Raw genomic sequence first — 23,333 nt, 5'->3', positions numbered from 1 at the left:
GGCCTCAGGAGTCCTGGTCGAAGTCGATCACCAGGCGGTCGCTGACCGGGAACGACTGGCAGGAGAGGACGAAGCCGCGGGCGATCTCGTAGTCTTCCAGCGCGAAGTTCGCGTCCATGTCGACCTTGCCCTCGACCACCTTGCAGCGGCAGGTGGCGCACACGCCGCCCTTGCACGAGTAGCGCATGTCGATGCCCTGCGCCAGCGCCGCGTCCAGCACCGAGGTCTTGTCCTTCTCCATGGTGAACTGGCGCTCGGCGCCGTCCATCACCACCACGACCTCGCATTCCTGGCGGCCGACGACGGGCCGCGGGTGCGCCTCCTTGCGGGCCTTCGGGATGCTCGCGGCGAAGAGTTCCATCTTCACCGCTTCCCTGGGCATGCCGTGGGCCTGCAGGGCCTCGCTCACGGCGCGCATCATCGGCTCCGGGCCGCAGATGTAGGCGGCGTCGTGGTCCGCGACGTCGATCCAGCGGGCGAAGAGCGCCTCGCACTTCTCGCGGTCGATGCGGCCGTTGAACAGGTCGGTGTCCTGCTGCTCCCGGCTCATCACGTGGACGAGGTTGAGGCGCTCCGGGAACAGGTCCTTCAGTTCCGCGAGTTCCTCGCGAAAGATCACCGAGGAGGTCGAGCGGTTGCCGTAGACCAGGGTGAAGCTGGACTGCGGCTCGCGCACCAGCGTGGTCTTGAGGATCGACAGGATCGGGGTGATGCCGCTGCCGGCCGCGAACGCCAGGTAGCGCTTGGCCTGCGCGGGATCCAGGGGCAGGTGGAAGTGGCCCATCGGCGGCATCACCTCCAGGGTGACGCCCGGCTTCAGGGTGTCGTTGGCCCAGGTGGAGAACTGGCCGCCGGGCGTGCGCTTGATCGCGATGCGCAGCTCGGGATCGTCCACGGCCGAACAGATCGAATAGGAACGGCGCAGGTCTTCGCCGTTGACCTGGGCGCGCAGCGTCAGGTGCTGGCCCTGCGTGAAGGCGAAGCGTTCGCGCAGCGATTCGGGCACGGCCAGGGTGGCGACGATGGTGTCGCGCGTTTCCTGGCGCACCTGCGCGATCGTGATCGGATGGAACTTGCTCATGGGGGACTCGCCTTCAGTGGCACTTGAAGAGGTCGAAGGGCTCGAGGCAGCTGCGGCACCGGTACAGCGCCTTGCAGGGCGTGGAGCCGAACTGGCTGGTGAGCGCGACATCGGTGGAGTCGCAGTTGGGGCATTGCACGCCCGGAGCGGCGCAGACCCGTCCCCGCCCGATGTCCTCGGGCCGGATGAACTGTTCCGCCGCCGAACCGATGGGCGGGGCGATGCCGTAGGCGCGCAGCTTGCGACGCCCGTCCTCGCTCATCCAGTCGGTCGTCCAGGGCGGAGCGATCCGGCTTTCCAGCCGCACGTGTTCCACGCCGCGGTCCCGCAGGGCGGTCTTCACGCTGTCCGCGATGACGTGCGTCGCGGGGCAGCCGGAGTAGGTGGGGGTGATCGTCACCACGCACTCGCGGCGATCGCCCTCGTCGGCCCACGCGACCTCGCGCACGATCCCGAGGTCGACGATCGAGATCACCGGGATCTCGGGATCCTCCACCTCGGCCAGCCAGGCCCAGACCTCGGCGGTGGTGGGCTCGACGCTCACCATTGCTGCCCCGGATAGGCGCGCTGCAGGAACTGCATCTCGGCCAGCAGGTAGCCCATGTGCTCCGAGTGCCGGCCCTGCTTGCCGCCCTTGTGCATCCAGGCGTTGGCGGGCGGGAGGACGAGCGTGGCGGCCGCCAGTGTGCGGCGCACCTGCGCCAGCCACGGTTCGCGCAGTTCGCAGACGCTGTCGGCGATGCCCTGGGCCGCCATGACCTCGTCGACCGCGTCGGCGACGAACAGCTCGCCGGTGTAGGGCCACAGTTCGTCCAGGGCCTCCTGCATGCGGGCGTGGCTCTCCTGCGTGCCGTCGCCGAGCCGCACGACCAGGTCGGCGCTGCGGCGCAGGTGGTACGTCACCTCCTTGCGCGCCTTCGCCGCGATGGCGGCGATCCGGCCATCCGCGGAGCGTTCGAGTTGCCCGAGCAGCAGCAGGTGCCAGCTGTCGAACAGGTACTGGCGCATGAGCGTGTCGGCGTAGCTGCCGTTGGGGCGCTCCACCAGCAGCAGGTTGCGGAATTGGTGGGCGTCGCGCAGGAAGGCGAGCTGGTCCTCGCCGCGGCCCTGCTCCTCCACCTCCCCCGCATACGCCAGCCACAGCCGCGCCTGCCCCATCAGGTCCAGCGCGGTGTTGGCCAGGGCCATGTCTTCTTCCAGCGCCGGGCCCTTGCCCACCCAGCCGCACAGCCTCTGGCTGAGGACGAGGGCGTTGTCGCCCAGGCGCAGGAGCAGTTCGAACTTGTCGTCCAGCATGGCCGCCTCAGAGGTTCTTCACTTCTTCCGGCATGGGGAAGAAGGTCGGGTGGCGGTACACCTTGCTGTTGGATGGCTCGAACAGCGGCCCCTTGTCCGAGGGACTGCTCGAAACGATCTCCGAGGCCCGCACCACCCAGATGCCGGTGCCTTCGTTGCGGCGCGTGTAGACGTCGCGGGCGTTGGCCACGGCCATTTCCGCGTCCGGCGCGTGCAGGCTGCCGACGTGCTTGTGCGCCAGGCCGTGCTGGCTGCGGACAAAGACTTCCCACAGGGGCCAGTCGCGCCCCTTGCTCTTGCTCATGTTGGCTCCTCGGTGGTGATTCAGGCGGCGCGCGCCTGCTGCTCCTGCTTGTCGGCGTGCGCGACCAGCGCGTCGCGGAACCAGCGGCCGTCCTCGTAGGCCTGCACTCGGGTGCGCAGGCGTTCGCGGTTGCAGGGTCCGTTGCCCTTCAGGACCTCATGGAACTCGGTCCAGTCGATCGCGCCGAAGTCGTAGTGGCCGCGCTCCTCGTTCCAGCGCAGGTCCGGGTCGGGGACGGTGAGGCCCAGGTGCTCGGCCTGGGGGACCGTCTGGTCCACCATGCGCTGGCGCAGTTCGTCGTTCGAGAACAGCTTGATGCGCCACCGGGCGCTCTGGGCGCTGTTGACCGAGTCCGCGTCCGGCGGGCCGAACATCATCAGGGCCGGCCACCACCAGCGGTTCAGGGCGTCCTGCGCCATCTGCTTCTGTTCGGCGCTGCCGCGGCACAGTGCCAGCAGGATGTCGTAGCCCTGGCGGGCGTGGAAGGACTCCTCCTTGCACACGCGGATCATCGCCCGCGAGTACGGGCCGTAGGAGCAGCGGCACAAGGGGATCTGGTTGATGATCGCGGCGCCGTCCACGAGCCAGCCGATCGCGCCCATGTCGGCCCAGGACAGGGTGGGGTAGTTGAAGATGCTCGAATACTTGGCCTTGCCGGCGTGCAGCGCGTCGAGCAGGTCGTCGCGCGAGACGCCCAGCGTCTCGGCCGCGCTGTACAGGTAGAGGCCGTGGCCGGCTTCGTCCTGGATCTTGGCCAGCAGGATGGACTTGCGCTGCAGCGTCGGCGCGCGGGTGACCCAGTTGCCCTCCGGCAGCTGGCCGACGATCTCCGAATGGGCGTGCTGCGAAATCTGGCGGATCAGGGTGCGGCGGTACGCCTCCGGCATCCAGTCCTTGGGTTCGATCTTGATCCCCGCGTCGATGCGCTCCTGGAACGCCCGCTCCTCCTCGGGCATCTCGTCCAGCGCCCGGACCCTCTGCGCGCCGGTGTCGACCAGTTGTGCGTACACGTTGCCGTCTCCTGATGCGATCGCGGATTGCGATCGGTTCGGGAATACTAGGAATCGGCGCGTGTTTGCGGCAGGTGCGGTCTTCTGACAGCGAGTCCGGGTTAGTACTAGGTCCGTGCGTCGGGACTGCGGGATTCAGTCGAGCAGGCCATGGCGCACCGCGTACTGCACGAGTTCCGCGTTGCTCCCGAGGGCCAGCTTCTCCAGGATGCGGCTGCGATGGGTGGCGATGGTCTTGACGCTGACGCACATCTGCACGCCGATCTCGGTGAGCGGCACGCCCCGGGCGATCTTGAGCATCACCTGCATCTCGCGCGGCGAGAGCTGCTCGTGCGCGGGCGCATCGCGGTCGCCGCCCTGGGCGGCAAAGGTTTCGGCGGCGTAGCTGGCCGTGACGTAGACGTTGCCGCGCGCGACGTGTCGGATCGCCCGCAGCAGCTCCTCGTGGCTCACGTCCTTCGACAGGTAGGCGTTGGCGCTCGCCTTGAGCGCGCGGCGTGCGTACTGCGACTCCACGTACATCGACAGCATGATCACGGGCAGGCGCGGCTGCTCGGCGCGAATGGCGGACAAGGTGTCCAGCCCGCTGCGGGCCCCCATGTTGATGTCCAGCAGCACGACGTCGTAGCGATGGGAGCGGATCAGCGCCAGCGCGGTGGGGCCGTCGCTCGCTTCGCCCGTAACGCGGATGTCGTCTTCGTCCTCCATCAGGCGCGCGATGCCCCGGCGGAAGATGGTGTGGTCGTCGACGACGAGCAGTTCGATCATGGCTGCGCGGGCGCCGGGAAGGACAGGACGACTTCGGTGCCGCCTTCGGCGCCGGGGCGCATCTCGAGGCTGGCTCCGATTTCCCGCGCCCGTTCGGCCATGCTGAACAGCCCGATCGAGCCCGGGCGGCGCGGCGCGGCGTCGGGGCCGACGCCGTCGTCGGCGACCTTGAGCTCGAGAACCGGCCCGACGCGCGCGAGCTGCAGCGTCACCCGCGAGGCTTGCGCATGCCGGGAGACGTTGGTGAGCGCCTCCTGCACGATCCGGTAGACCTGCACGGAGACGGCCTGCGGCAACTCGGGCCAATCACCCGCCCCGCCGAAGTGCGTCGCGATCCCGTGCCGGTCCCCGAAGCGCTGCAGGCCGATGGCCAGGGCCGTGCCGAGCCCGAGCACGTCGAGGCTCGCGGGCCGCAGGTCGTCGGAGATGGAGCGCGCCGTATCGATCGTTTCCTGCAGCAGGACCAGGAGCTCCCGGGCCACGCGCTGCAGGTCTTCCTGCCCCGGCTCGCCGGTGCGGCGCAGGATGCGCGCGACTTCGAACTTGGCGGAAGTCAGCATGCCGCCCAGGACATCGTGCACTTCGCGCGCGAGGCGGGCCCGTTCGATCTCGCGCATCTTGTTGATGTGCTGGGCCAGCTCCCGCAGGCTCTCGCGCGAGCTCCGCAATTCCTCCTGCGCCTCGATCCGTTCGGTCACGTCGAGCGCGACGCCCGCCAGCGCCGGCCGGCCGCGGCACTCCACGCGCGAAGCGTGGAGTTCCAGGTGCACGATGCGGCCGTCCTTGCGCACGCCCTTGGTGAAGTAGTGGATGGCCTGCACCTCGCCGTCGATGCGCTTGCGGTAGTTCTCCATTACCTGCGCCGCCGAATCGGGGGTGACGCAGTCGACCATCCGCCGGCCGATGAACTCCTCGCGGGGATAGCCGAACATGGCCGCGAAGGTGTCGTTGGCGTACATGAAGCGCTCGTCCAGCACCACGTAGATCCCGGCCAGCGACTGCTCCACGATGCCCCGGAAAGGAACATCGTCCAGGTCGACGGCTGCGGCTGCGAAAGGTGGGGGCGGCGACGTCATGGGGGGGGTGCCAGGCACAGGCAGGCATTGTGCTCCGGCCGAGATGGCGCCGCGGCGCCGTGCCCGGCCCAAGCGGAGAAGCCTTGCAGGTCGTGGACCGGCAAGGCTTCGTGCGTTCTGGTGGCGCTTCAGGGATTCGAACCCCGGACCTGCGGATTATGATTCCGTCGCTCTAACCGGCTGAGCTAAAGCGCCAAAGGAAAGAGATTATAGAGGATTCCGGAGCCCCTCTGCCGAGCACCGGGCCTCAGCGGTTCCTGAACTGCGCCTTGCGCTTGTTCACGAAGGCGTCCATGCCTTCCTTTTGGTCCTCGGTGGCGAACAGGGCGTGGAACATGCGCCGCTCGAACATCACGCCGTCGGCGAGGCCGCCCTCGTAGGAGCGGTTCACCGATTCCTTGGCCGCGTACACCGCCAGGCGCGAGTATTCGCAGATTTGCAGCGCGGCCCCGAGGACTTCCTCCATCAGCTTGTCCAGCGCCACGACGCGGCTGACCAGGCCGGAGCGCTCCGCCTCGGCGGCGTCCATCATGCGGCCGGTCAGCACCATGTCCATGGCCTTGGCCTTGCCGAGCGCGCGCGGCAGGCGCTGCGTGCCGCCGGCGCCGGGGATGATCCCGAGCTTGATCTCGGGCTGGCCGAACTTCGCGTTGTCCGCCGCGATGATGAAGTCGCACATCATCGCGAGCTCGCAGCCGCCGCCCAGGGCGAAGCCGCTCACGGCGGCGATCACCGGCTTGCGGATGCTGCGGATCGTCTCCCAGTTGCGCGTGATGTAGTCGCCGCCGTAGACGTCGGCGAAACCGTACTTGGCCATCGCGGCGATGTCGGCGCCGGCGGCGAAGGCCTTCTCGCTGCCGGTGATCACCATACAGCCGATCGCGTCGTCGGCGTCGAAGGACTTCAGCGCGGCGCCGAGCTCGTCCATCAGCTGGTTGTTCAGGGCATTGAGCTGCTTGGGGCGGTTCAGCGTGATCACGCCCACCTTGCCCGCTTCGGTGCGTACTTCGATCATTTCGTAGGCCATCGCGATCTCCTCACGTTGCGCGCAACTATAACCAAGGGAAACCGTGCTCCGGCCGCGCGCCGGCCGGATGCTAGATTCGGGCGCCGGGAAGGAGACCCCATGAGCGAAGCCACCGTCCTGTTCGAGGCGCGCGCCAGCGTCGCCCTCGTCACCCTGAACCGCCCGCAGGCGCTCAACAGCTTCACGCGCCAGATGCACGAGGAACTGCGCGCCGCGCTCGATCGCATCGCCGGCGACAAGGGCATCCGCGCCGCGGTGATCACGGGGGCAGGCCGCGGCTTCTGCGCCGGCGCCGACCTCGCGGAGTTCGACGTCAGCCCCGGACCGAACCGCGTGGAGCGGGCCGACCCCGGGCCGGTCATCGACAAGCTGTTCAACCCCACCGTGCGCAAGCTGATGGAGCTGCGCGTGCCGACCATCGCCGCCGTCAACGGCGTGGCGGCCGGCGCGGGCGCCTCGCTGGCCATGACCTGCGACCTCGCCGTGGCGGCCTCGTCCGCGGTGTTCATCCAGGCCTTCAGCCGGATCGGCCTGATTCCCGACGCCGGCGGCTCCTGGTTCCTGGTGAAGAAGCTGGGGCTGGCGCGCGCCATGGGCTGCGCGATGCTGGGCGACAAGGTGGGGGCCCAGGACGCGAAGGAATGGGGAATGATCTGGGACGTTGCGCCCGAGGGCCAGGACTGCGTCGAGGCCGCCATGAAGCTGGCGGAGCGCCTGGCCACGATGCCCACCGCGGCGCTGGTGCAGACGCGCAAGCTGCTGCGCGCGGCCGCCAGCAACGAACTGGACCGGCAGCTCGATCTGGAACGCGACACGCAGTCGGCCCTCGGCCGCACGCACGATTACCTCGAAGGCGTCACCGCCTTCCTCGAAAAACGACCCGCCCAGTTCAAAGGTGAATAGAGAAAGATGCTGACTCCCGCCGCCCTGGCCGCCCGCGTGGGCGAGGCCATGTTCGCCGTCGATACGGCCACCAAGGATTTCCTGCAGATGGAGCTGCTCGCCTGCGAGCCCGGCCGGGCGCGCATGCGCATGACGGTGCGCGAGCCCATGCTCAACGGCCACAAGATCTGCCATGGCGGCCTGATCTTCACGCTGGCCGATTCCACCTTCGCCTACGCCTGCAACAGCCACAACAAGGTGACGGTGGCCGCCGGCTGCAGCATCGAGTTCCTCAAGCCCGCGCACCTGGGCGACGTGCTCACCTGCGAGGGCGTGGAGCAGGTCCTGCAGGGTCGCCACGGCATCTACGACATGCGCGTGAGCAACCAGCGCGGCGAGGTGATCGCGGTGTTCCGGGGCAAGAGCACGAGCATCCAGGGAACGGTGATCCCGGAGGGGACCTGACGGAGGGAACATGGCTTCATTTCCGCTCGAACCGATCGAGAAGGCCAGCGTCGACGAACTGCGCTCGCTGCAGTTCAAGCGGCTGAAGTCCTCCCTGCAGCACGCCTACCGGAACGCGCCCGCCTACCGGCGCAAGTTCGACTCCGCCGGCGTGCATCCGGACGACCTGAAGAGCCTGGCGGACCTGCGCCGGTTCCCCTTCACCACCAAGGCGGACCTGCGCGAGAACTATCCCTTCGGCATGTTCGCGGTGCCGCGCGAGCGCTGCGTGCGCATCCACGCCTCCAGCGGCACCACCGGCAAGCCCACGGTGGTGGGTTACACGCACAACGACATCGAGATGTGGTCGCACGTGATGGCCCGCAGCATCCGGGCGGCCGGCGCGCGCCCGGGCGAGCTGGTGCACGTGAGCTACGGATACGGCCTGTTCACCGGCGGGCTGGGCGCGCACTACGGCGCCGAGAAGCTGGGGCTCACGGTGGTGCCCTTCGGCGGCGGCCAGACCGAGCGCCAGGTGCAGCTCATTCACGACTTCCGGCCCGACATCATCATGGTGACGCCCAGCTACGCGCTGGCGATCGCCGACGAATTCGAGCGCCAGGGGCTGGACCCGCGCGAGTGCAGCCTGCGCCTGGGCATCTTCGGCGCCGAGCCCTGGACCAACGACATGCGGCAGAAGATCCAGCAGCGGCTGGCCATCGACGCCGTCGACATCTACGGCCTGTCGGAGGTGATCGGCCCGGGCGTGGCCAACGAGTGCGTCGAGACCAAGGACGGCCCGACGATCTGGGAGGACCACTTCTACCCCGAGATCGTCGATCCCGAGACGGGCGAGCCGCTGCCGGACGGCGAGTTCGGCGAGCTGGTGTTCACCACGCTCACCAAGGAGGCGCTCCCGGTCATCCGCTACCGCACGCGCGACCTCACGCGCCTGCTGCCCGGCACCGCGCGCACGATGCGGCGCATGGAGAAGATCACCGGCCGCAGCGACGACATGATGATCGTGCGCGGCGTCAACGTGTTCCCGACCCAGATCGAGGAGCTGATCCTGAAGCAGCCGGTGCTGGCGCCGCACTACCAGTGCATCCTCACGCGCGAGGGCCCGCTGGACCACCTGACGGTGGCGGTGGAAGCCGGCGCGGGCCTCCCGCCGGAACACGACGACGTGCGCTCCGCCGCCGACCGCCTGGCGCACGAAATCAAGGTCTACATCGGCACCACGGCCCGCATCGACGTGCGGCCGTCGGGAGGCATCGAGCGGAGCATGGGGAAGGCGAAGCGGGTGGTGGATCAGCGGAGGCTGTAGAAGACCAAAACCAGACAGCCGAACGCAGAGGGCGCAAAGGATTCGCAGAAGACGCAGGAGAAAATCCTTAAGAGGGGATGTCCTTCCGCGCCCTTTGCGAATCCTTTGCGCCCTCTGCGTTCGGTACCTGGTTTACTAGCGCTGCTCGATCTGGTCCACCACCAGGTCCAGCCACGCTTCCGTCCCCATGATCACCCTGATCTTCGCCGGCAGGTACTGCAGGCTCGGCGCGAACCACATTTCGGCGGTGATGTTGCCCCGCGGGTTCGCGATCGGGCGCGGCTTCAGGTGGAAGGTCTCGACCGGGCCCAGCCGCGGCAGGTGCAGCGTCTCGCGTTCCGCCACGTCGTAGGTCCATTCGTCCATGCCGCCCGGGCGCGCCAGCCAGAACTTGACCGTGCGGCCGACCGCCAGCACCTCCTTGCCGGTGGCGAAGCGCTGCGACAGCTCGACGAACTGGCTGGCCGTGTCCTGCACGCCCGGCGGGCGCGGCAGGGTGCCTTTCTCCGTGATCACCACCTCGTCGCCGAATTGCGTGGTGCGGCGCTTGCCGCCGGTGCGCAGCTCCTCGTAGGCGCGCGGAAGCAGTCCGGCCGGCGTGACCTCGCCCTGGCTGGTGAGCGTCTGCGTGATCGGCACGACGATGCGGATCGTGACGTCCAGCCGCACCTGGTAGCGGTTGCCCTCGCGCTGCCACTGCACGTGCGCTTCGCCGTGCACGCGATCCCGGTACTCGCCGGTCACTTCGTAGGTGAGGCGGGTGTCGGTGGGCCATTGGTCCAGCGACGCGGTGTCGGTGGCGGGCGCACTGGCAGCGCCGGCCGGTGCGCTCGCGGCCGCGACCGGTTCCGATGCAGCCGTCAGGGCCGCGGAGGCGGCGGCCAGGGGCTCGGAGGCGGCGGGCTCCGGCGCCTGCGCCACGGCTTCCTCCGGTGGGGGCGGCAGCTCGGGCGGGGGCTCGGCCTGCGCGACGGGCTCCGGCGGTTTCTCCTCTACTTCCTTTGCGCTCGATGCCGGCGGCTTGGGCTTGGGCGCGGCCCGCGCGGGCGGTTTCGCCGGCGCCACCGGCGCCGCGGCGGCGACCACCGGCGACGGGGCCGCCGGCTGCAGCAGGCGCGTGTACATCGGCGGCGTCATCAAGGTCAGGCCGGAGAGCGCATCGGCCTGGCGCGCGAGCCACTCCAGCGAGGCGAAGTGCCCCAGCACGACCAGCACCGCGAGCAGTGCCAGCTTCAGCTTTGGGGGCCGAACCACGCCTGCGCCTGCGCCGGATCGCGCAGCACCAACCGCCAGGTGGTGATGCCCGACGGAATCGTGAGGTCCAGCCGCAGCAGCCGCCGGTCGCGCGCGACGATCGCGGTCACCTTGCGGTGGCTGCCCGCGTACAGCAGGAGGTCGTCCAGCTTGCCCATGCGCCAGCCGGTGCCCGCGACTTCCACCGCGAGCCACTCGTCGTTGGCGGCGAAGCCGGCCTGTTCCGCCGCGCCGCCGCGCAGCACGTTCTTCAGGACGACCGCGCCCTGCGACTCGCCGACGCGCACGCCCAGGCGCTGCTGCATCGGCGCGGGCTCCTCCATCACCGTGATGCCGTGCTGCTCCAGCAGTTCGCGCAGCGGCAGCTCGCGCGTGCCGTGCACCCAGGAGGCGAGCTCGCGGTTGAAGGCGCGGCCGCCGAGTTCCTTCAGCACCGCGGCGAAGTCGGCCTCCGCCATCGGCCCCGCCTTGCAGCGCTGCCACAGGGCGCGCATGACCTCGTCGAGGTTGGCGTGCCCTTCCAGCCGCAGCGTGAGGTCGAAGCACAGGGCCACCAGCGAGCCCTTGGTGTAGTAGCTGACCGTGGCGTTGGCCGTGTTCTCGTCCTGCCGGTAGTACTTGATCCAGGCATCGAAGCTCGCCTGCGCCACGGACTGCACCTCGCGCCCCGGCGTCTGCAACACCTGGTTGGCGGTCTTGGTGAGCAGCTTCAGGTAGGTGGCGTCGTCGATCAGCCCGGCGCGGCGCAGGAACAGGTCGTCGTAGTAGCTGGTGAAGCCCTCGAAGAACCAGAGCAGCTGGGTGTAGTTCTCGCCGCTGTACTCGTAGTGCGCGAACTCCGCCGGCCGCAGGCGCTTGACGTTCCAGGTGTGGAAGTACTCGTGGCTGATCAGCCCCAGCAAGGTCACGTAGCCTTCGGCCGTGCGCGCCTCGCCCTTGCGCGGCAGGTCGCGGCGCGAGCAGATCAGGGCGGTGGAGTTGCGGTGTTCCAGGCCGCCGTAGCCGTCGTCCACCGCGTTGAGCATGAACAGGTAGCTCTTGAAGGGCGGCTTCCGGCGTTCGTGCCAGAAGCGGATCTCGGCTTCGCAGATCTTCTGCGTGTCGGCCACCAGGCGCTCGGCGTCGAGGGACTCGGTGGCGCCGGCGATCACGATGCGGTGCGGCACGCCGGAGGCGCGGAACTCGGCGCTGTAGAAGGGCCCGAGCTCCACCGGGCAGTCCACCAGCTCGTCGTAGTTCTCCGCCGCGTAGGTGCCGAAGCCGCGCTTGCCGGTCTTCAGGGGCTCCAGGCCCGTGGCCGCCTCCCAGTGCGGGTAGGCGCGCGGGGCCACCAGCTCCAGCTGGTGCGGCTCCTGCGCCTGGCCATGCACGCGCAGGCACAGGCTGGTGCCGTTGAAGAAGCCCCGCTGCGTATCGAGCCAGGCCGCCCGCACCGAGTTGTCGAAGGCGTAGACCTCGTAGCTCAGGACCAGCGGGATCGAGGGCACGCAGTCGACCTGCCAGCTGGCCTTGTCGACCTGCTGCACCGGCACCGGCCTGCCGTCCTGGCGCGCGCTGACCTTCTGCAGGTGGCGCGCGAACTCGCGCACCAGGTAACTCCCCGGGATCCAGGCCGGCAGCGAAACCCGCTGCCCCGCCTGGGGCTGCGACACCGTCAGCGTGACGTGGAACAGGTGGGCGGCGGGATCCACCGCCTCGACCCGGTAATGCGGGCCGTCCGCGCGCGCTGCGATCACTTGGCCGCCAGCATCCTCTCGATGTCGGCGGTGCCGATCGCGCCCGGCACCCGCGTGCCGTCGGTGAAGATCAGCGTCGGCGTGCCCGTGATCTTGTGCTTCTTGCCGAATTCGATGTTGCGGCTCAGCGCCTGCAGGTCGCAGCCGGCCTCCGCCTTGGACGGCGCCTCGTTGCGCAGCATGTAGTCCTGCCAGGCCTTCGCCTTGTCCTTCGCGCACCAGATGTTGCGCGACTTGTCGGTCGAATCCGGGCCGAGGATCGGGTACAGGTACATGTAGACCGTGACGTTGTCGACCTTCTGCAGGTCGCGCTCGAACTTCTTGCAGTAGGGGCAGTTCGGGTCCTCGAACACGGCCAGCTTGCGCTTGCCGTTGCCGCGCACCATCACGAAGGCGTCCTTCGTGGGCAGCGTGTCGAAGTCCACCGCCAGCAGCTTGTCCAGGCGCTCCTCGGTGAGGTTCTTGCGCGCCTTGGTGTCGATCAGCTGGCCCTGCAGCAGGTAGGCGCCGTCGGCGTCCGTGTAGAACAGGTCGGTGCCGATGCGGACTTCGAACAGGCCGGGCATGGGCGTGCGGCTGATCTCGTCGATCCTGCCGATGCTGGGCAGGCGCTCGGCCAGGTTCTTGCGCAGCAACTGGTCCTGCTCCTTGCTGACCTGGAGGGCGGCGTTGGCCACCGTGGGGGCCTTGTCGCTGGGCCCGGCGGCGCCGGCGACGAGCGCCAGCGTGGCCAGGACGGCGGCCAGCACGCCGTGGATCGCATTCGGTTTCATGTTCTTCCCGTTCTCAAGAGATTTCCGGCCCGGCCCATGGCCTGCCGCACCACCCAGCGTTTCACGGGCCCGCTGTGGTCGAAGCCCCGCATTCCCCAGTTGCGCAGCAGGGCCCAGGGCTCCGTCGGCTGCGCGAACAATTGCTGCAGCCCGTCCGTCGTCCAGGCCATGGCCAGCACGTCCATCTTGCGCGCCCGCTCGTAGCGGCGCAGCAGCTTCGCGTCGCCCAGGGAGCGCCAGTACTCGCGCTCGTGCAGCACCTGCGCGAGCTTCTCGGCGTCCGCCAGCCCCAGGTTCAGGCCCTGGCCGGCCAGCGGATGCACGTTGTGCGCGGCATCCCCGGCCAGCACCCAGCCCGGGCCGCACCAGCGGTCGGCCTGCGCCCGCTGCAGCGGCCACGCCGTGCGCTCGCTGGTGAGCGTCATGCGCCCCAGCTCGTGGCCCGAGCAGGTCGACAGCCGCGCGGCGAAATCGTCCGGTGTCATCCCCAGAAGCTCGTCCGCACGGGGTTCCTGCACAGACCACACCAGGGCCACCGAGTTCCCCTGCGGTCCGCCGAGCGGCAGCAGCGCCAGCACGTTGCCGGATTCGAACCACTGGTGCGCCACACCGCCATGCGGTTTTTCACAGTCCAGGCGGGCGGCGATGGCGCGCTGCGGATAGGAGGCGACCTCGAAATGGACGCCGAATTCCTCGCGGGTGGCGCTGGCGCGGCCCTCGCACACGACCGTGAGCGCGGCCGGCTGCGGCGCGGGCAGCAGTTCCACCTGGGGCTGGAAGCGGACCGCCTCGTACAGGCGGGCCAGCAGCGGCTCGACGTCGACGATCCAGGCCAGGGCCTCCACGCCCTCGTCGCCGGCGGAGAAGCGGACCCGCCCGCCGTCGTCGCCGCGGATGTCCATGGCGGCGACCGGGGTGGCGTGCTGTTCGTCCGGCCAGGCGCGCAGGCGCAGCAGCAGGTCGCGCGCGGCGGCGTTGAGCGCATAGGCGCGGTTGTCCCGCTGGGGTGTCGCGGCGGGGGCGCCGTTGACCAGCCCCACGCGCAGGCGGTCGCGCGCCAGCAGCAGGGCCAGCGTGCGGCCCACCATGCCCGCGCCGCGGATACAGACATCGAGAGGAGCGGCCATAAGAGGGGATTGTAGGAGGCGGGCACAATCCGGGGCTGCGACGCATCCCACCCGCCATCCCAGCCCATGAGCACCGCCCCCGACCTGAGCGCCACGATCGCCCGCCTGTTCGTCTATCCCGTCAAGTCCTGTGCCGGCGTGGAGCTGCGCGAGGCGCTGCTGACCGAGACCGGGCTGGACCTGGACCGGGCCTGGATGGTGGTGGACGAAAAAGGCGAGTTCGTCAGCCAGCGCGAGCTGCCGCGCATGGCCCTGATCCGGCCGACCATCCGCGTGAACGACGTGGTGCTGCGGGCCCCGGGCATGCTGGCGCTGCACCTGCAGATCGACACGGTGGAGGAGCCGGTGAAGGTGCGGGTCTGGGACGACGAGGTGCAGGCCTACGACATGGGCGCGGTGGCGGCCCAGTGGTTCACGGACTTCCTCGGCCGCCCGCTGCGGCTGGTGCGCTTCGACCCCGAGCACCGGCGCCTCGCCAGCCTGCAGTGGACCGGCGGCGTCGAGGCGCCGACCCAGTTCGCCGACGGCTACCCGCTGCTGCTGGCGAGCACCGCCTCGCTGGACCTGCTGAACGCGAAGCTCGCGGCCGCCGGCCATGCGGCGGTGGGCATCGAGCGCTTCCGGCCCAACATCGTGCTGGCCGGCCTGGAGGCGCACGACGAAGACCGGCTGGAGCTGGTGCGCATCGCGACCGACGACGGCGAGGTCCAGCTGCGGCCGGTCAAGCCGTGCTCCCGCTGCACCATCCCGAACGTGGACCCGGCCACCGCCCAGGTCGACCCGGCCGTCGGCGACGCCCTGCAGGCCTACCGGCGGGACCCGGTGCTGGACGGCGCGGTCAGCTTTGCCATGAACGCGATCGTGGTCGAAGGGGTCGATCGCACCCTGCGCATCGGGCAGCCGGTGGCCGCCGCGATCCGGTTCTAGCCGGGCGATCGGCCGGGTTTCGGTCCACCGAATACAATTTCCGGCTTCGTTTGCGGGAACTGACATGAGTTTGAAGTGCGGGATCGTGGGCTTGCCCAACGTCGGGAAGTCCACCTTGTTCAATGCCTTGACCAAGGCCGGGATCGCCGCCGAGAACTATCCGTTCTGCACGATCGAGCCGAACGTGGGCGTGGTCGAACTGCCGGACCCGCGCCTCTCGGCGCTGGCCGAGATCGTGCAGCCGGAGCGGATCGTCCCGGCCATCGTCGAATTCGTCGACATTGCCGGCCTGGTCGCCGGCGCCAGCAAGGGCGAGGGCCTAGGCAACCAGTTCCTGGCCCACATCCGCGAGACGGACGCGGTGGTGAACGTGGTGCGCTGCTTCGAGGATCCGAACGTGATCCACGTCTCCGGCCGGGTCGACCCGGTTTCCGACATCGAGGTGATCCAGACCGAGCTGTGCCTGGCCGACCTGGGCACGGTGGAGAAGACGCTGGCCCGCTACAGCAAAGCCGCGAAGTCGGGCAACGACAAGGAAGCGGCCCGCATGGTGCAGTTGCTGCCCAAGGTGCAGCAGGCCCTGGACCAGGGCCAACCGGTGCGCACGCTGCAGCTCACCGACGAGGAAAAGGCGCTGCTCCGGCCGCTGTTCCTGATCACCGCCAAGCCCGCCATGTTCGTCGGCAACGTCGACGAGAACGGCTATCACGACAACCCCCACCTCGATCGCCTGCGCGAATACGCGGCGACGCAGAACGCGCCGGTGGTGGTGATCTGCGCCAAGATCGAGTCCGAGATCGCCGACATGGGCGAAGAGGACAAGAAGATGTTCCTGGCCGAGATCGGCCAGGACGAACCGGGCCTCAACCGCCTGATCCGCGCGGCCTTCACGCTGCTGGGGCTGCAGACCTACTTCACGGCGGGCGTGAAGGAAGTGCGCGCCTGGACCGTCCCGATCGGCGCCACCGCGCCGCAGGCCGCCGGCGTGATCCACACCGACTTCGAGCGCGGCTTCATCCGCGCGCAGACCATCGCGTTCGGCGACTTCATCGCCTTCAAGGGCGAGCAGGGCGCCAAGGACGCGGGCAAGATGCGCAGCGAAGGGAAGGAATACGTCGTGAAGGATGGCGACGTGATGAACTTCCTGTTCAACGTTTGACGCACGGCAAGAAACGCGCGCGACGGACCCTGCGTCCGTAGGTCGCGCGCGACGCTTCCCCCATTCGGTGGTTGAGCGCTCGCGCCCCGCTGCCTAAAGTCGCGCGAGCCTGCGCTATCCGGGTGCGGCATGAGAAGGTGGGGGGGGAATATGGGATTGCGCGGCTTCCGCGCGGCGGGCGCGCTCGTCGTCGTTCTGTTTTTCGCGGCGTGCGCTGCCCGGGTTCCGGTTGCGCCCGCATCCCTGATGCCATTGGCCGGCGAAGCGCCGGACTTCGTGGTCCAGAGCGACCTCCCGATCAGCCTGTCCACCGGTTACACGCGCACCGTGCCCGCGAAGAGCCGCTGGCGCGCCGTCGGCGCGCTGCCCCAGGGCACCGTCTACCGGCCCGTCGATTCGGTCTTCGCCATCGAGGGCCGCCAGATCCACGAGGCCTACCTCGTGGTGCGCGGGGCCACGCTGCAGGGCTTCTACCTGCCGGGCGAGGGCAACTACTCGGCGCTCGTGACCACCCTCCAGATACCCATTCACCAAGGAGTCCAACGATGAGAAGAACGATCCTGAAACTCGCATGCGCCGCCGCGGCGGCCGTCCTCGTGAGCGGCTGCGCCACGGGGCCGAAGCACGACGAGATCGCCTCCAGCATCCCGAGCCTGAAGGCCGGCCAGTCGCGGATCTATTTCTTCCGCTCGTCCACCTTCGGCGCCGCCGTGCAGCCCGACATCCGCCTCAATGGGGAGGTGGTCGGCCAATCCAAGCCGAACGGCTTCTTCTTCGTGGACCGGCCCGCCGGCAACTTCCTGGCGAGCGCCTCCACCGAAACCGAAAAGACGCTGTCCTTCGTGACGCAGCCCGGCGAAACGAAGTACATCCGGTCCTTCGTGAGCTTCGGCCTGATGGTGGGGCGCGTCAACCTGGAGCCGGAGACGCCGGAGAAGGCGAAAGCCGACCTCGCCACCCTGAGCTTCACGGGCAAGCTCGCGGGCAAGTGACCCGCGTAGCGCACCCACGCGGCGCTTAGCATGTAGAAAGCGGGGACTGGCGCTGCACCGGTCCCCGCTTTTTTTGGGTTCTTCGCCGATCTGCGGGAGGGGTGAAGCGCGTACGGCGGAGAGCGGTGGTTCGAATTGGCGCGGTCAGCCGCTGGCTCGATTCGTTGCCAGTGGGCCGGACCAGGACGGGCCTGCCCGCCTCGGCGACTGTCCCCCGGCGCGGATGAGAGCCCAGGCCCGTAAGCTCGCCGCGCCCGCGCCTCCTCCTTTATGTCGCCGAGGCGGACAGGCCCGCCCTGGTCCTACGCACTGCGCGAATCAGGCAGTTCCCCTCGCGCACCTGCTTCTGCGGGCGACGGCTTGCGGCACGCGTCAACGGAGCTGCTGCACGCGAACCTGGCGCGGCGCAGGACCAGAGCGGGGCTGTCCGGCTCGGCGACATAAAGGAGGAGGCGCGGGCGCGGCGCTCACCCGGGGCGCGGTTCTCACCCGCGCCGGGGGACAGTCGCAGAGACGGACAGCCCCGCTCTGGTCCGGCAAGAAAGCCACGGCGCACCCGTGGATTTCCCTCACCCGGCGGAAATGAACCTAAGTCCAGCAGCCTCCCCGGAGATCGGCGAAGAACCTTTTCTTCCCCTTCACACCAGCCCGCGCACCGTCGCCAGCAGCAGCCCGAACACGCACGAAGTGAACACGCCGATCAGCCCCGGCAGGATGAAGCTGTGGTTCACCACGAAGCGGCCGATGTGCGTGGTGCCGGAGCGGTCGAACTGGATGGTCGCCAGGTCGCTCGGGTAGGTGGGCAGGATGTAGTAGCCGTAGGCCGCCGCGCCGAAGGCGACCACGTAGCCGGGCGGCACGCCGATCGCCAGCGCCACCGGCACCAGCGCGCTGATCGCCGCGGCCTGCGAGTTGACGAACTTCGACACCAGCAGCAGGGCCAGCGCATAGGCCCAGGGGTGCGCCTTCACGACGTCGGCCAGCGCGGCCTTGAGCTGCGGCAGGTTGCTCTCGAAGACGGTGTCGGCCATCCACGCGATGCCGAACACCGCGATGACGGCGATCATGCCGGCGCGGAACACCTCGCTCCTGCCGATCGCCGCGGGGTCGGTCTTCGTGAACACCACCATCAGCGCGCCGGCCATCAGCATGAACATCTGGATGGTCAGGATCATGGAGATCGGCTTGCCGTTGGCGAGCGGGCGCAGCGATTCGAAGGCGCCGAGCAGCGCGACGACGGCGATGCCGCCCAGGAAGATCCACATCGCGGTCCACTGGTCCCGGGTGAGCTTCTTCTGGAGCAGCGTGGCGGTGTCGCCGTAGACGCGCTTGCGGTTCTCGGGGTCGGCGATGAGGGCCTGGAAGTCGGGATCCTTGTCCAGGTCCTTGCCGCGGAACCAGCTGAAGATGCCGATGGCGAGCACGCCGGCCAGCGTGGCCGGGATCGAGATCGACAGCAGCGTGACGAAGGTGATCACCTGCCCGTCCACTGGCGCCTTGGCGAGGAAGGCGGCGAGCGAGACGATCGCCACCGAGACCGGGCTGGCCATGATGCCCATCTGGCTGGCGATCGAGGCCGCAGCCATGGGGCGCTCGGGCCGGATGTCGTTCTTGATCGCCACGTCGTAGATGATCGGCAGCATCGTGTAGACCACGTGGCCCGTGCCGCACAGCATGGTCAGGATGCAGGTGGTGAAGGGCGCGAGGATCGAGACGTAGCGCGGATTGCGCCGCAGCAGTTTCTCCGCGTACTGCAGCATCACGTCGAGTCCGCCGGAGGCCTGCAGGGTGGCCGACGCGGCCACCACCGCCACGATCGTGAGCATCACGTCGACCGGCGGCTTGCCGGGCGGCAGCTTGAACGCGAAGGCGAGGATGACGAGGCCGAGGCCGCCGAGCAGGCCCAGGGCGATGCCGCCCTTGCGCGCGCCGTAGAACAGGCAGGCCAGGACGATGGCGAGTTCAAGTGTGAAGAGCATGGCGATGCCCACCTCCCGGCTGTGGCCGGAAGGACCTCCGTTGTGGTCGGTTCTTCGGTCCGGCCAGCCCGCGGACCGGGGCAGGTAGCTGCCCGCTTCCGCCGGACGCGCCGGGCGTCCGGTTGGCCGGGAGAACATCGGCGCTGACTTCGGGTCTGCAGCCCGTCAGGGCGGCGTCGACGTGCTGGTCGGCGGCAGGGGCCGCCAGCCAGCGATTTCATTCTGGACCTGCCTAGGGTAATCCCGGTTGACACGTATCAACAGGGCCCGAGGTATCGCTCGCCGGCGGTCGCGCGACGGGATGCACAGCGGCGCGGTGGACCAATTCACTGCAAGTGCGCGCCGGGCCACGCACCATGCGCGCTTCACGCCATGGATGCGTGCCCGCGGAGTTGCCCATGACCCACCCTCCCGGCCTTGCCTGGCGCCTGCGCCGCGGCCTCCTGCGTTCGTACGAGGTCACCCTGTACGTGCTGCTGCTTGCCCTCGGCCTCGCGGTGGCGCTGCCGCCATTCCCCGGCGAAGCCGAGGAGGCGCCCCTTCAGTGCGGGAACATCCAGAGCAGGGCGGTGGTCATCACCAGGTAGCGCAGGAACTTGCCCACCAGCATGTAGCAGGTGCAGGGCCAGAAGGGCAGGCGCAGCCAGCCCGCCACGGCGCACAGCGGGTCGCCGACGATCGGCAGCCACGCCAGCAGGCAGGCCTTGGGGCCCAGCCGCTCCAGGAAATCGAGCGCCTTCATGTGGTGCTTCGACTTGCGGTACTTGTCGACGACGTGGTGCGCCTCGTAGCCCATCCACCAGTCGACCATGCCGCCCAGCGTGTTGCCCGCCGTGGCGACGAAGAGGGCGCTCCAGAACAGCTCGGGATTGAGCTTGAGCAGGCCGAACAACGCCGGCTCCGATCCCATGGGCAACAAGGTCGCCGAGACGAAGGCGGCGACGAAGAGCGTGCTCAGCCCGTACTGCGGCAGCGCGAGCAGCGCCAGCAGTGATTCCAGCCAGGGTTGCATGCGGGCGCATCTTAGCGACTCGAGCGCGACCGGAGCCGCCTGGCCCTGCAATTCGATTTCAAGCGGTGGAACGGCCGGGGCCTACAATCGTGCCTCTTTTTTCGGCAGCACCCTTTCCATGCGCATCGGCTCCCACACCCTGGCGAACAACGTGTTCGTGGCGCCGATGGCAGGCGTCACGGACCGGCCGTTCCGCCAGTTGTGCCGCGCCTTCGGGGCCGGCCATGCGGTGAGCGAGATGGTCACCTCGCGCAGGGACCTGTGGAGCAGCCTCAAGACTTCGCGCCGCGCCGATCACCGGGGCGAGCCGGGGCCGATCGCCGTGCAGATCGCCGGCACCGACGCGCAGATGATGGCGGAGGCCGCCGTCTACAACGTCGAACGCGGCGCGCAGATCATCGACATCAACATGGGCTGCCCGGCCAAGAAGGTGTGCAACAAGTGGGCGGGTTCGGCGCTGATGCAGGACGAGCCGCTCGCCGTCGCCATCGCCGATGCCGTGGTGCGCGCCTGCGAGCCGCTGGGCGTGCCGGTCACGCTGAAGATGCGCACGGGCTGGTCGCGGGAGCACCGCAACGCCGTGGCGCTGGCGCGGGCCTTCGAGGACTGCGGCGTGCGCATGCTCACCGTGCACGGCCGCACGCGCGAGCAGGGCTACCAGGGCGAGGCCGAATACGACACCATCGCCGCGGTGAAATCCGCCGTGCGCGTGCCCGTGGTGGCCAACGGGGACATCGTCTCGCCGCGCAAGGCGCGCGACGTGCTCGCGGCCACCGGCGCCGACGCCATCATGATCGGCCGCGCGGCCCAGGGGCGGCCCTGGATCTTCCGCGAGATCGTGCACTTCCTGGCCACCGGCAGCGAACTCGCGCCGCCGCTGGTGGCCGAGGTGCAACGGGCGCTGCTGGCGCACCTGCAGGACCACTACGCGCTGTACGGCGAATACACCGGCGTGCGCAGCGCGCGCAAGCACATCGGCTGGTACGTCCGCGCGCTGCCGGGCGGCGAGGCGTTCCGCGCCGCCATGAACGGCATCGAGGACAGTGCCAGCCAGCTGGCGGCGGTGACCGGCTTCTTCGAAGCGCTGGGCGCCCGCATGGACCGTTTGCCACCCGGGGGGGAATCAGAAAAGGAGACATTCGCCGACAGCGACGCCTGAGAAACGCTGCGGCGGGCGTGCACCCGAGTGCGCGCCTTGGAGGAACACGAATGAGCAAGAAACAAATCGAGGACTGCGTCCGGCAGAGCCTGGAGGGCTACTTCCGGGACCTGCGGGGCACCGAACCCGACGGGATGTACGAGATGCTGCTGAAGGTGGTGGAGAAACCGCTGCTGGAGGTGGTGATGGCGAAAGCCGAGAACAACCAGTCGCGCGCGGCCGAATGGCTGGGCCTGAACCGCAACACGCTGCGCAAGAAGCTGATCGAACACAAGTTACTGAAATGAACGCCCTGATCTCAGTCTCCGACAAGAGTGGCATCGTCGAACTCGCCCGCGCGCTGCATGACGCGGGCGTGCGCCTCATCTCCACCGGCGGCACCGCGAAGCTGCTGGCCGAACAGGGCCTGCCCGTCACCGAGGTGGCCGAAGTGACCGGCTTCCCCGAGATGCTGGACGGCCGCGTGAAGACGCTGCACCCGAAGATCCATGGCGGCCTGCTGGCGCGCCGCGACCACCCGGACCACGTGGCGGCGCTGAAGCGCCACATGATCAGCACGATCGACATCCTGGTGGTGAACCTCTACCCCTTCGAGAGCACGGTGGCCCGCGCGGACTGCACGCTGGAAGAGGCGATCGAAAACATCGACATCGGCGGGCCCGCGATGGTCCGCAGCGGCGCGAAGAACTGGAAGGACGTGGCCGTGCTCACCGACGCGTCGCAGTACGGGCCGGTGGTCGCGGAGCTGAAGGCCTCGGGCCAGGTCTCGCAGAAGACGAAGTTCGCGCTGGCGGTCGCCGCCTTCAACCGCATCAGCAACTACGACGCGGCGATCAGCGACCACCTGTCGGCGCTGCAGGAAGACGGCTCGCTGTCGCCCTTCCCCGCGCAGGCCAACGGCCGCTTCGTGAAGCTCCAGGACCTGCGCTACGGCGAGAACCCGCACCAGCAGGCCGCGTTCTACCGCGACCTGTATCCCGCGCCGGGCTCGCTGGCGGTGGCGCAGCAGTTGCAGGGCAAGGAGCTCTCGTACAACAACATCGCCGACGCCGATGCGGCCTGGGAGTGCGTCAAGAGCTTCGACACGCCGGCCTGCGTGATCGTGAAGCACGCCAACCCGTGCGGCGTCGCCATCGGCAAGGACCCGCTGGAGGCCTACTCCAAGGCCTTCCAGACCGATCCGACCTCCGCCTTCGGCGGCATCATCGCCTTCAACCGGCCGCTCGATGGCGCCGGCGCGCAGGCGGTGTCCAAGCAGTTCGTCGAGGTGCTGATGGCGCCCGACTTCTCGCCCGAGGCGCTGCAGGTCTTCGCCGGCAAGGCCAACGTGCGGCTGCTGAAGATCGCGCTGCCGCCGGGCGGCGAGCGGGCCTGGGACAAGGGCCAGAACCTGATGGACGTGAAGCGCGTCGGCTCGGGCCTGCTGATGCAGACCGCGGACAACCGCGGCCTCACGCTGGACGAGCTGAAGTGCGTGACCAAGAAGAAGCCGAGCGCCGACGAGCTCGAGGACTTGCTGTTCGCCTGGAAGGTCGCGAAGTTCGTGAAGTCGAACGCCATCGTGTTCTGCAAGGGCGGCATGACCATGGGCGTCGGCGCGGGCCAGATGAGCCGGCTGGACTCGGCCCGCATCGCCAGCATCAAGGCGCAGCATGCCAAGCTGACGCTGCAGGGCACGGCGGTGGCGAGCGACGCCTTCTTCCCGTTCCGCGACGGCCTCGACGTGGTGGTGGACGCCGGCGCAACCTGCGTGATCCAGCCGGGGGGCTCGATGCGCGACCAGGAAGTGATCGCCGCGGCGGACGAGCGCGGCGTGGCGATGGTGTTCACCGGGGTGCGGCACTTCCGGCATTGAGCGTGGCGGCCTGTTGGGGCCGCAAAAACAAGACAGCCGAACGCAGAGGGCGCAGAAGAACGCAGAGGGCGCAGAAAATACCTTGAAAGGATTTTTCTGCGCCCTCTGCGAACCTTTGCGCCCTCTGCGTTCAGCTGTTTGGTTT

General features: G+C 69.0%; 25 protein-coding genes and 1 tRNA gene. 11 read left to right on the top strand and 15 right to left on the bottom strand.

Annotation, left to right across the window (positions count from 1 at the left end):
• Positions 1 to 4: 4 nt before the first annotated feature.
• From paaE to JJ685_RS20035, 9 genes are all read right to left on the bottom strand, one after another.
• Entirely contained in the window at positions 5 to 1,081 is a 1,077-nt protein-coding gene (gene paaE / locus JJ685_RS20075; RefSeq protein ID WP_201676106.1) for a 1,2-phenylacetyl-CoA epoxidase subunit PaaE, read from the bottom strand.
• 13 nt (positions 1,082 to 1,094) lie between these two features.
• Positions 1,095 to 1,628, bottom strand: a complete 534-nt coding sequence (paaD, locus tag JJ685_RS20070) for a 1,2-phenylacetyl-CoA epoxidase subunit PaaD (RefSeq protein ID WP_201676105.1) — start codon at positions 1,626 to 1,628, stop codon at positions 1,095 to 1,097.
• The gene (gene paaC, locus JJ685_RS20065; RefSeq protein WP_201676104.1) at positions 1,622 to 2,377 is read right to left on the bottom strand and encodes a 1,2-phenylacetyl-CoA epoxidase subunit PaaC; all 756 of its coding nucleotides are present in this window, start codon (positions 2,375 to 2,377) and stop codon (positions 1,622 to 1,624) included. The genes paaD and paaC overlap by 7 nt, the downstream gene beginning before the upstream one ends.
• A 7-nt stretch (positions 2,378 to 2,384) precedes the next feature.
• Positions 2,385 to 2,681, bottom strand: coding sequence for a 1,2-phenylacetyl-CoA epoxidase subunit PaaB (gene paaB, locus JJ685_RS20060; RefSeq protein WP_201676103.1), 297 nt, complete (start codon positions 2,679 to 2,681; stop codon positions 2,385 to 2,387).
• Between the two features lie 20 nt (positions 2,682 to 2,701).
• Positions 2,702 to 3,691 (bottom strand): 1,2-phenylacetyl-CoA epoxidase subunit PaaA, encoded by a 990-nt coding sequence (paaA, locus tag JJ685_RS20055; protein WP_201676102.1) that lies wholly within the window; start codon positions 3,689 to 3,691, stop codon positions 2,702 to 2,704.
• Between the two features lie 135 nt (positions 3,692 to 3,826).
• Complete coding sequence (locus JJ685_RS20050) at positions 3,827 to 4,459, bottom strand: response regulator (RefSeq protein ID WP_201676101.1); 633 nt, start codon at positions 4,457 to 4,459, stop codon at positions 3,827 to 3,829.
• A complete protein-coding gene (locus JJ685_RS20045; protein ID WP_201676100.1) occupies positions 4,456 to 5,535 on the bottom strand; it encodes a sensor histidine kinase in 1,080 nt (359 codons plus the stop codon). The genes JJ685_RS20050 and JJ685_RS20045 overlap by 4 nt, the downstream gene beginning before the upstream one ends.
• 118 nt (positions 5,536 to 5,653) lie before the next feature.
• Positions 5,654 to 5,730 (bottom strand) — tRNA-Met (locus JJ685_RS20040).
• Between the two features lie 52 nt (positions 5,731 to 5,782).
• Complete coding sequence (locus JJ685_RS20035; protein WP_201676099.1) at positions 5,783 to 6,562, bottom strand: enoyl-CoA hydratase; 780 nt, start codon at positions 6,560 to 6,562, stop codon at positions 5,783 to 5,785.
• Positions 6,563 to 6,661: 99 nt separating this feature from the next.
• On the opposite strand from JJ685_RS20035, the gene JJ685_RS20030 reads away from it, so the two are divergent.
• The 3 genes from JJ685_RS20030 to paaK are packed head-to-tail and all read left to right on the top strand — an operon-like array spanning position 6,662 to position 9,215.
• Positions 6,662 to 7,465 carry an enoyl-CoA hydratase-related protein gene (locus tag JJ685_RS20030; RefSeq protein WP_201676098.1) on the top strand — a complete coding sequence of 268 codons (804 nt, stop codon included), beginning with the start codon at positions 6,662 to 6,664 and terminating at the stop codon, positions 7,463 to 7,465.
• A gap of 6 nt (positions 7,466 to 7,471) precedes the next feature.
• Positions 7,472 to 7,909 (top strand): hydroxyphenylacetyl-CoA thioesterase PaaI, encoded by a 438-nt coding sequence (gene paaI / locus JJ685_RS20025; protein ID WP_201676097.1) that lies wholly within the window; start codon positions 7,472 to 7,474, stop codon positions 7,907 to 7,909.
• Positions 7,910 to 7,919: 10 nt separating this feature from the next.
• Positions 7,920 to 9,215 carry a phenylacetate--CoA ligase PaaK gene (gene paaK, locus JJ685_RS20020; protein ID WP_201676096.1) on the top strand — a complete coding sequence of 432 codons (1,296 nt, stop codon included), beginning with the start codon at positions 7,920 to 7,922 and terminating at the stop codon, positions 9,213 to 9,215.
• Between the two features lie 135 nt (positions 9,216 to 9,350).
• On the opposite strand, the gene JJ685_RS20015 is transcribed toward paaK, so the two are convergent.
• From JJ685_RS20015 to JJ685_RS20000, 4 genes are read right to left on the bottom strand one after another with little or no spacing between them, the layout of a single operon-like run.
• Positions 9,351 to 10,469 (bottom strand): DUF3108 domain-containing protein, encoded by a 1,119-nt coding sequence (locus tag JJ685_RS20015; RefSeq protein ID WP_201676095.1) that lies wholly within the window; start codon positions 10,467 to 10,469, stop codon positions 9,351 to 9,353.
• Positions 10,448 to 12,205, bottom strand: coding sequence for a M61 family metallopeptidase (locus JJ685_RS20010; protein ID WP_201676094.1), 1,758 nt, complete (start codon positions 12,203 to 12,205; stop codon positions 10,448 to 10,450). Before JJ685_RS20010 ends, JJ685_RS20015 begins: the two co-directional genes overlap by 22 nt.
• Positions 12,202 to 12,978, bottom strand: coding sequence for a DsbC family protein (locus JJ685_RS20005; protein WP_201676093.1), 777 nt, complete (start codon positions 12,976 to 12,978; stop codon positions 12,202 to 12,204). The genes JJ685_RS20010 and JJ685_RS20005 overlap by 4 nt, the downstream gene beginning before the upstream one ends.
• Complete coding sequence (locus JJ685_RS20000; RefSeq protein WP_201676092.1) at positions 12,975 to 14,105, bottom strand: FAD-dependent monooxygenase; 1,131 nt, start codon at positions 14,103 to 14,105, stop codon at positions 12,975 to 12,977. The genes JJ685_RS20005 and JJ685_RS20000 overlap by 4 nt, the downstream gene beginning before the upstream one ends.
• 66 nt (positions 14,106 to 14,171) lie before the next feature.
• Here JJ685_RS20000 and JJ685_RS19995 point away from each other — a divergent pair, with 66 nt between their 5' ends.
• From JJ685_RS19995 to JJ685_RS19980, 4 genes are all read left to right on the top strand, one after another.
• On the top strand, positions 14,172 to 15,032 hold the full coding sequence (locus tag JJ685_RS19995) for an MOSC domain-containing protein (RefSeq protein WP_201676091.1): 861 nt from the start codon (positions 14,172 to 14,174) through the stop codon (positions 15,030 to 15,032).
• A gap of 64 nt (positions 15,033 to 15,096) precedes the next feature.
• Positions 15,097 to 16,191: a redox-regulated ATPase YchF gene (ychF, locus tag JJ685_RS19990; RefSeq protein ID WP_201676090.1), complete on the top strand. Its 1,095-nt coding sequence runs from the start codon at positions 15,097 to 15,099 to the stop codon at positions 16,189 to 16,191.
• A gap of 246 nt (positions 16,192 to 16,437) precedes the next feature.
• Entirely contained in the window at positions 16,438 to 16,740 is a 303-nt protein-coding gene (locus JJ685_RS19985) for a hypothetical protein (RefSeq protein ID WP_236599132.1), read from the top strand.
• A complete protein-coding gene (locus JJ685_RS19980) occupies positions 16,737 to 17,183 on the top strand; it encodes a DUF2846 domain-containing protein (protein ID WP_201676088.1) in 447 nt (148 codons plus the stop codon). Before JJ685_RS19985 ends, JJ685_RS19980 begins: the two co-directional genes overlap by 4 nt.
• Positions 17,184 to 17,821: 638 nt before the next feature.
• Here the strand turns inward: JJ685_RS19980 and JJ685_RS19975 are convergent.
• On the bottom strand, positions 17,822 to 19,162 hold the full coding sequence (locus JJ685_RS19975) for an anaerobic C4-dicarboxylate transporter (RefSeq protein WP_201676087.1): 1,341 nt from the start codon (positions 19,160 to 19,162) through the stop codon (positions 17,822 to 17,824).
• Positions 19,163 to 19,560: 398 nt separating this feature from the next.
• On the opposite strand from JJ685_RS19975, the gene JJ685_RS19970 reads away from it, so the two are divergent.
• Positions 19,561 to 19,749, top strand: a complete 189-nt coding sequence (locus JJ685_RS19970) for a hypothetical protein (RefSeq protein WP_201676086.1) — start codon at positions 19,561 to 19,563, stop codon at positions 19,747 to 19,749.
• Here JJ685_RS19970 and JJ685_RS19965 read toward each other — a convergent pair.
• Positions 19,704 to 20,174, bottom strand: coding sequence for a YqaA family protein (locus JJ685_RS19965; RefSeq protein ID WP_201676085.1), 471 nt, complete (start codon positions 20,172 to 20,174; stop codon positions 19,704 to 19,706). The two genes, JJ685_RS19970 and JJ685_RS19965, sit on opposite strands and share 46 nt — an antisense overlap.
• Before the next feature lie 118 nt (positions 20,175 to 20,292).
• Between JJ685_RS19965 and dusB the strand changes: the two genes are divergently transcribed.
• The 3 genes from dusB to purH are packed head-to-tail and all read left to right on the top strand — an operon-like array spanning position 20,293 to position 23,188.
• The gene (gene dusB / locus JJ685_RS19960) at positions 20,293 to 21,333 is read left to right on the top strand and encodes a tRNA dihydrouridine synthase DusB (RefSeq protein ID WP_201676084.1); all 1,041 of its coding nucleotides are present in this window, start codon (positions 20,293 to 20,295) and stop codon (positions 21,331 to 21,333) included.
• Between the two features lie 50 nt (positions 21,334 to 21,383).
• Positions 21,384 to 21,620, top strand: coding sequence for a Fis family transcriptional regulator (locus JJ685_RS19955; protein ID WP_201676083.1), 237 nt, complete (start codon positions 21,384 to 21,386; stop codon positions 21,618 to 21,620).
• Positions 21,617 to 23,188 (top strand): bifunctional phosphoribosylaminoimidazolecarboxamide formyltransferase/IMP cyclohydrolase, encoded by a 1,572-nt coding sequence (gene purH, locus JJ685_RS19950; protein WP_201676082.1) that lies wholly within the window; start codon positions 21,617 to 21,619, stop codon positions 23,186 to 23,188. The genes JJ685_RS19955 and purH overlap by 4 nt, the downstream gene beginning before the upstream one ends.
• Positions 23,189 to 23,333 lie beyond the last annotated feature (145 nt).

The organism is Ramlibacter monticola, from assembly GCF_016722785.1.
Classification (GTDB): Bacteria; Pseudomonadota; Gammaproteobacteria; order Burkholderiales; family Burkholderiaceae_C; genus Ramlibacter; species Ramlibacter monticola.
This window is presented reverse-complemented; position numbering and strand designations above follow the sequence as displayed.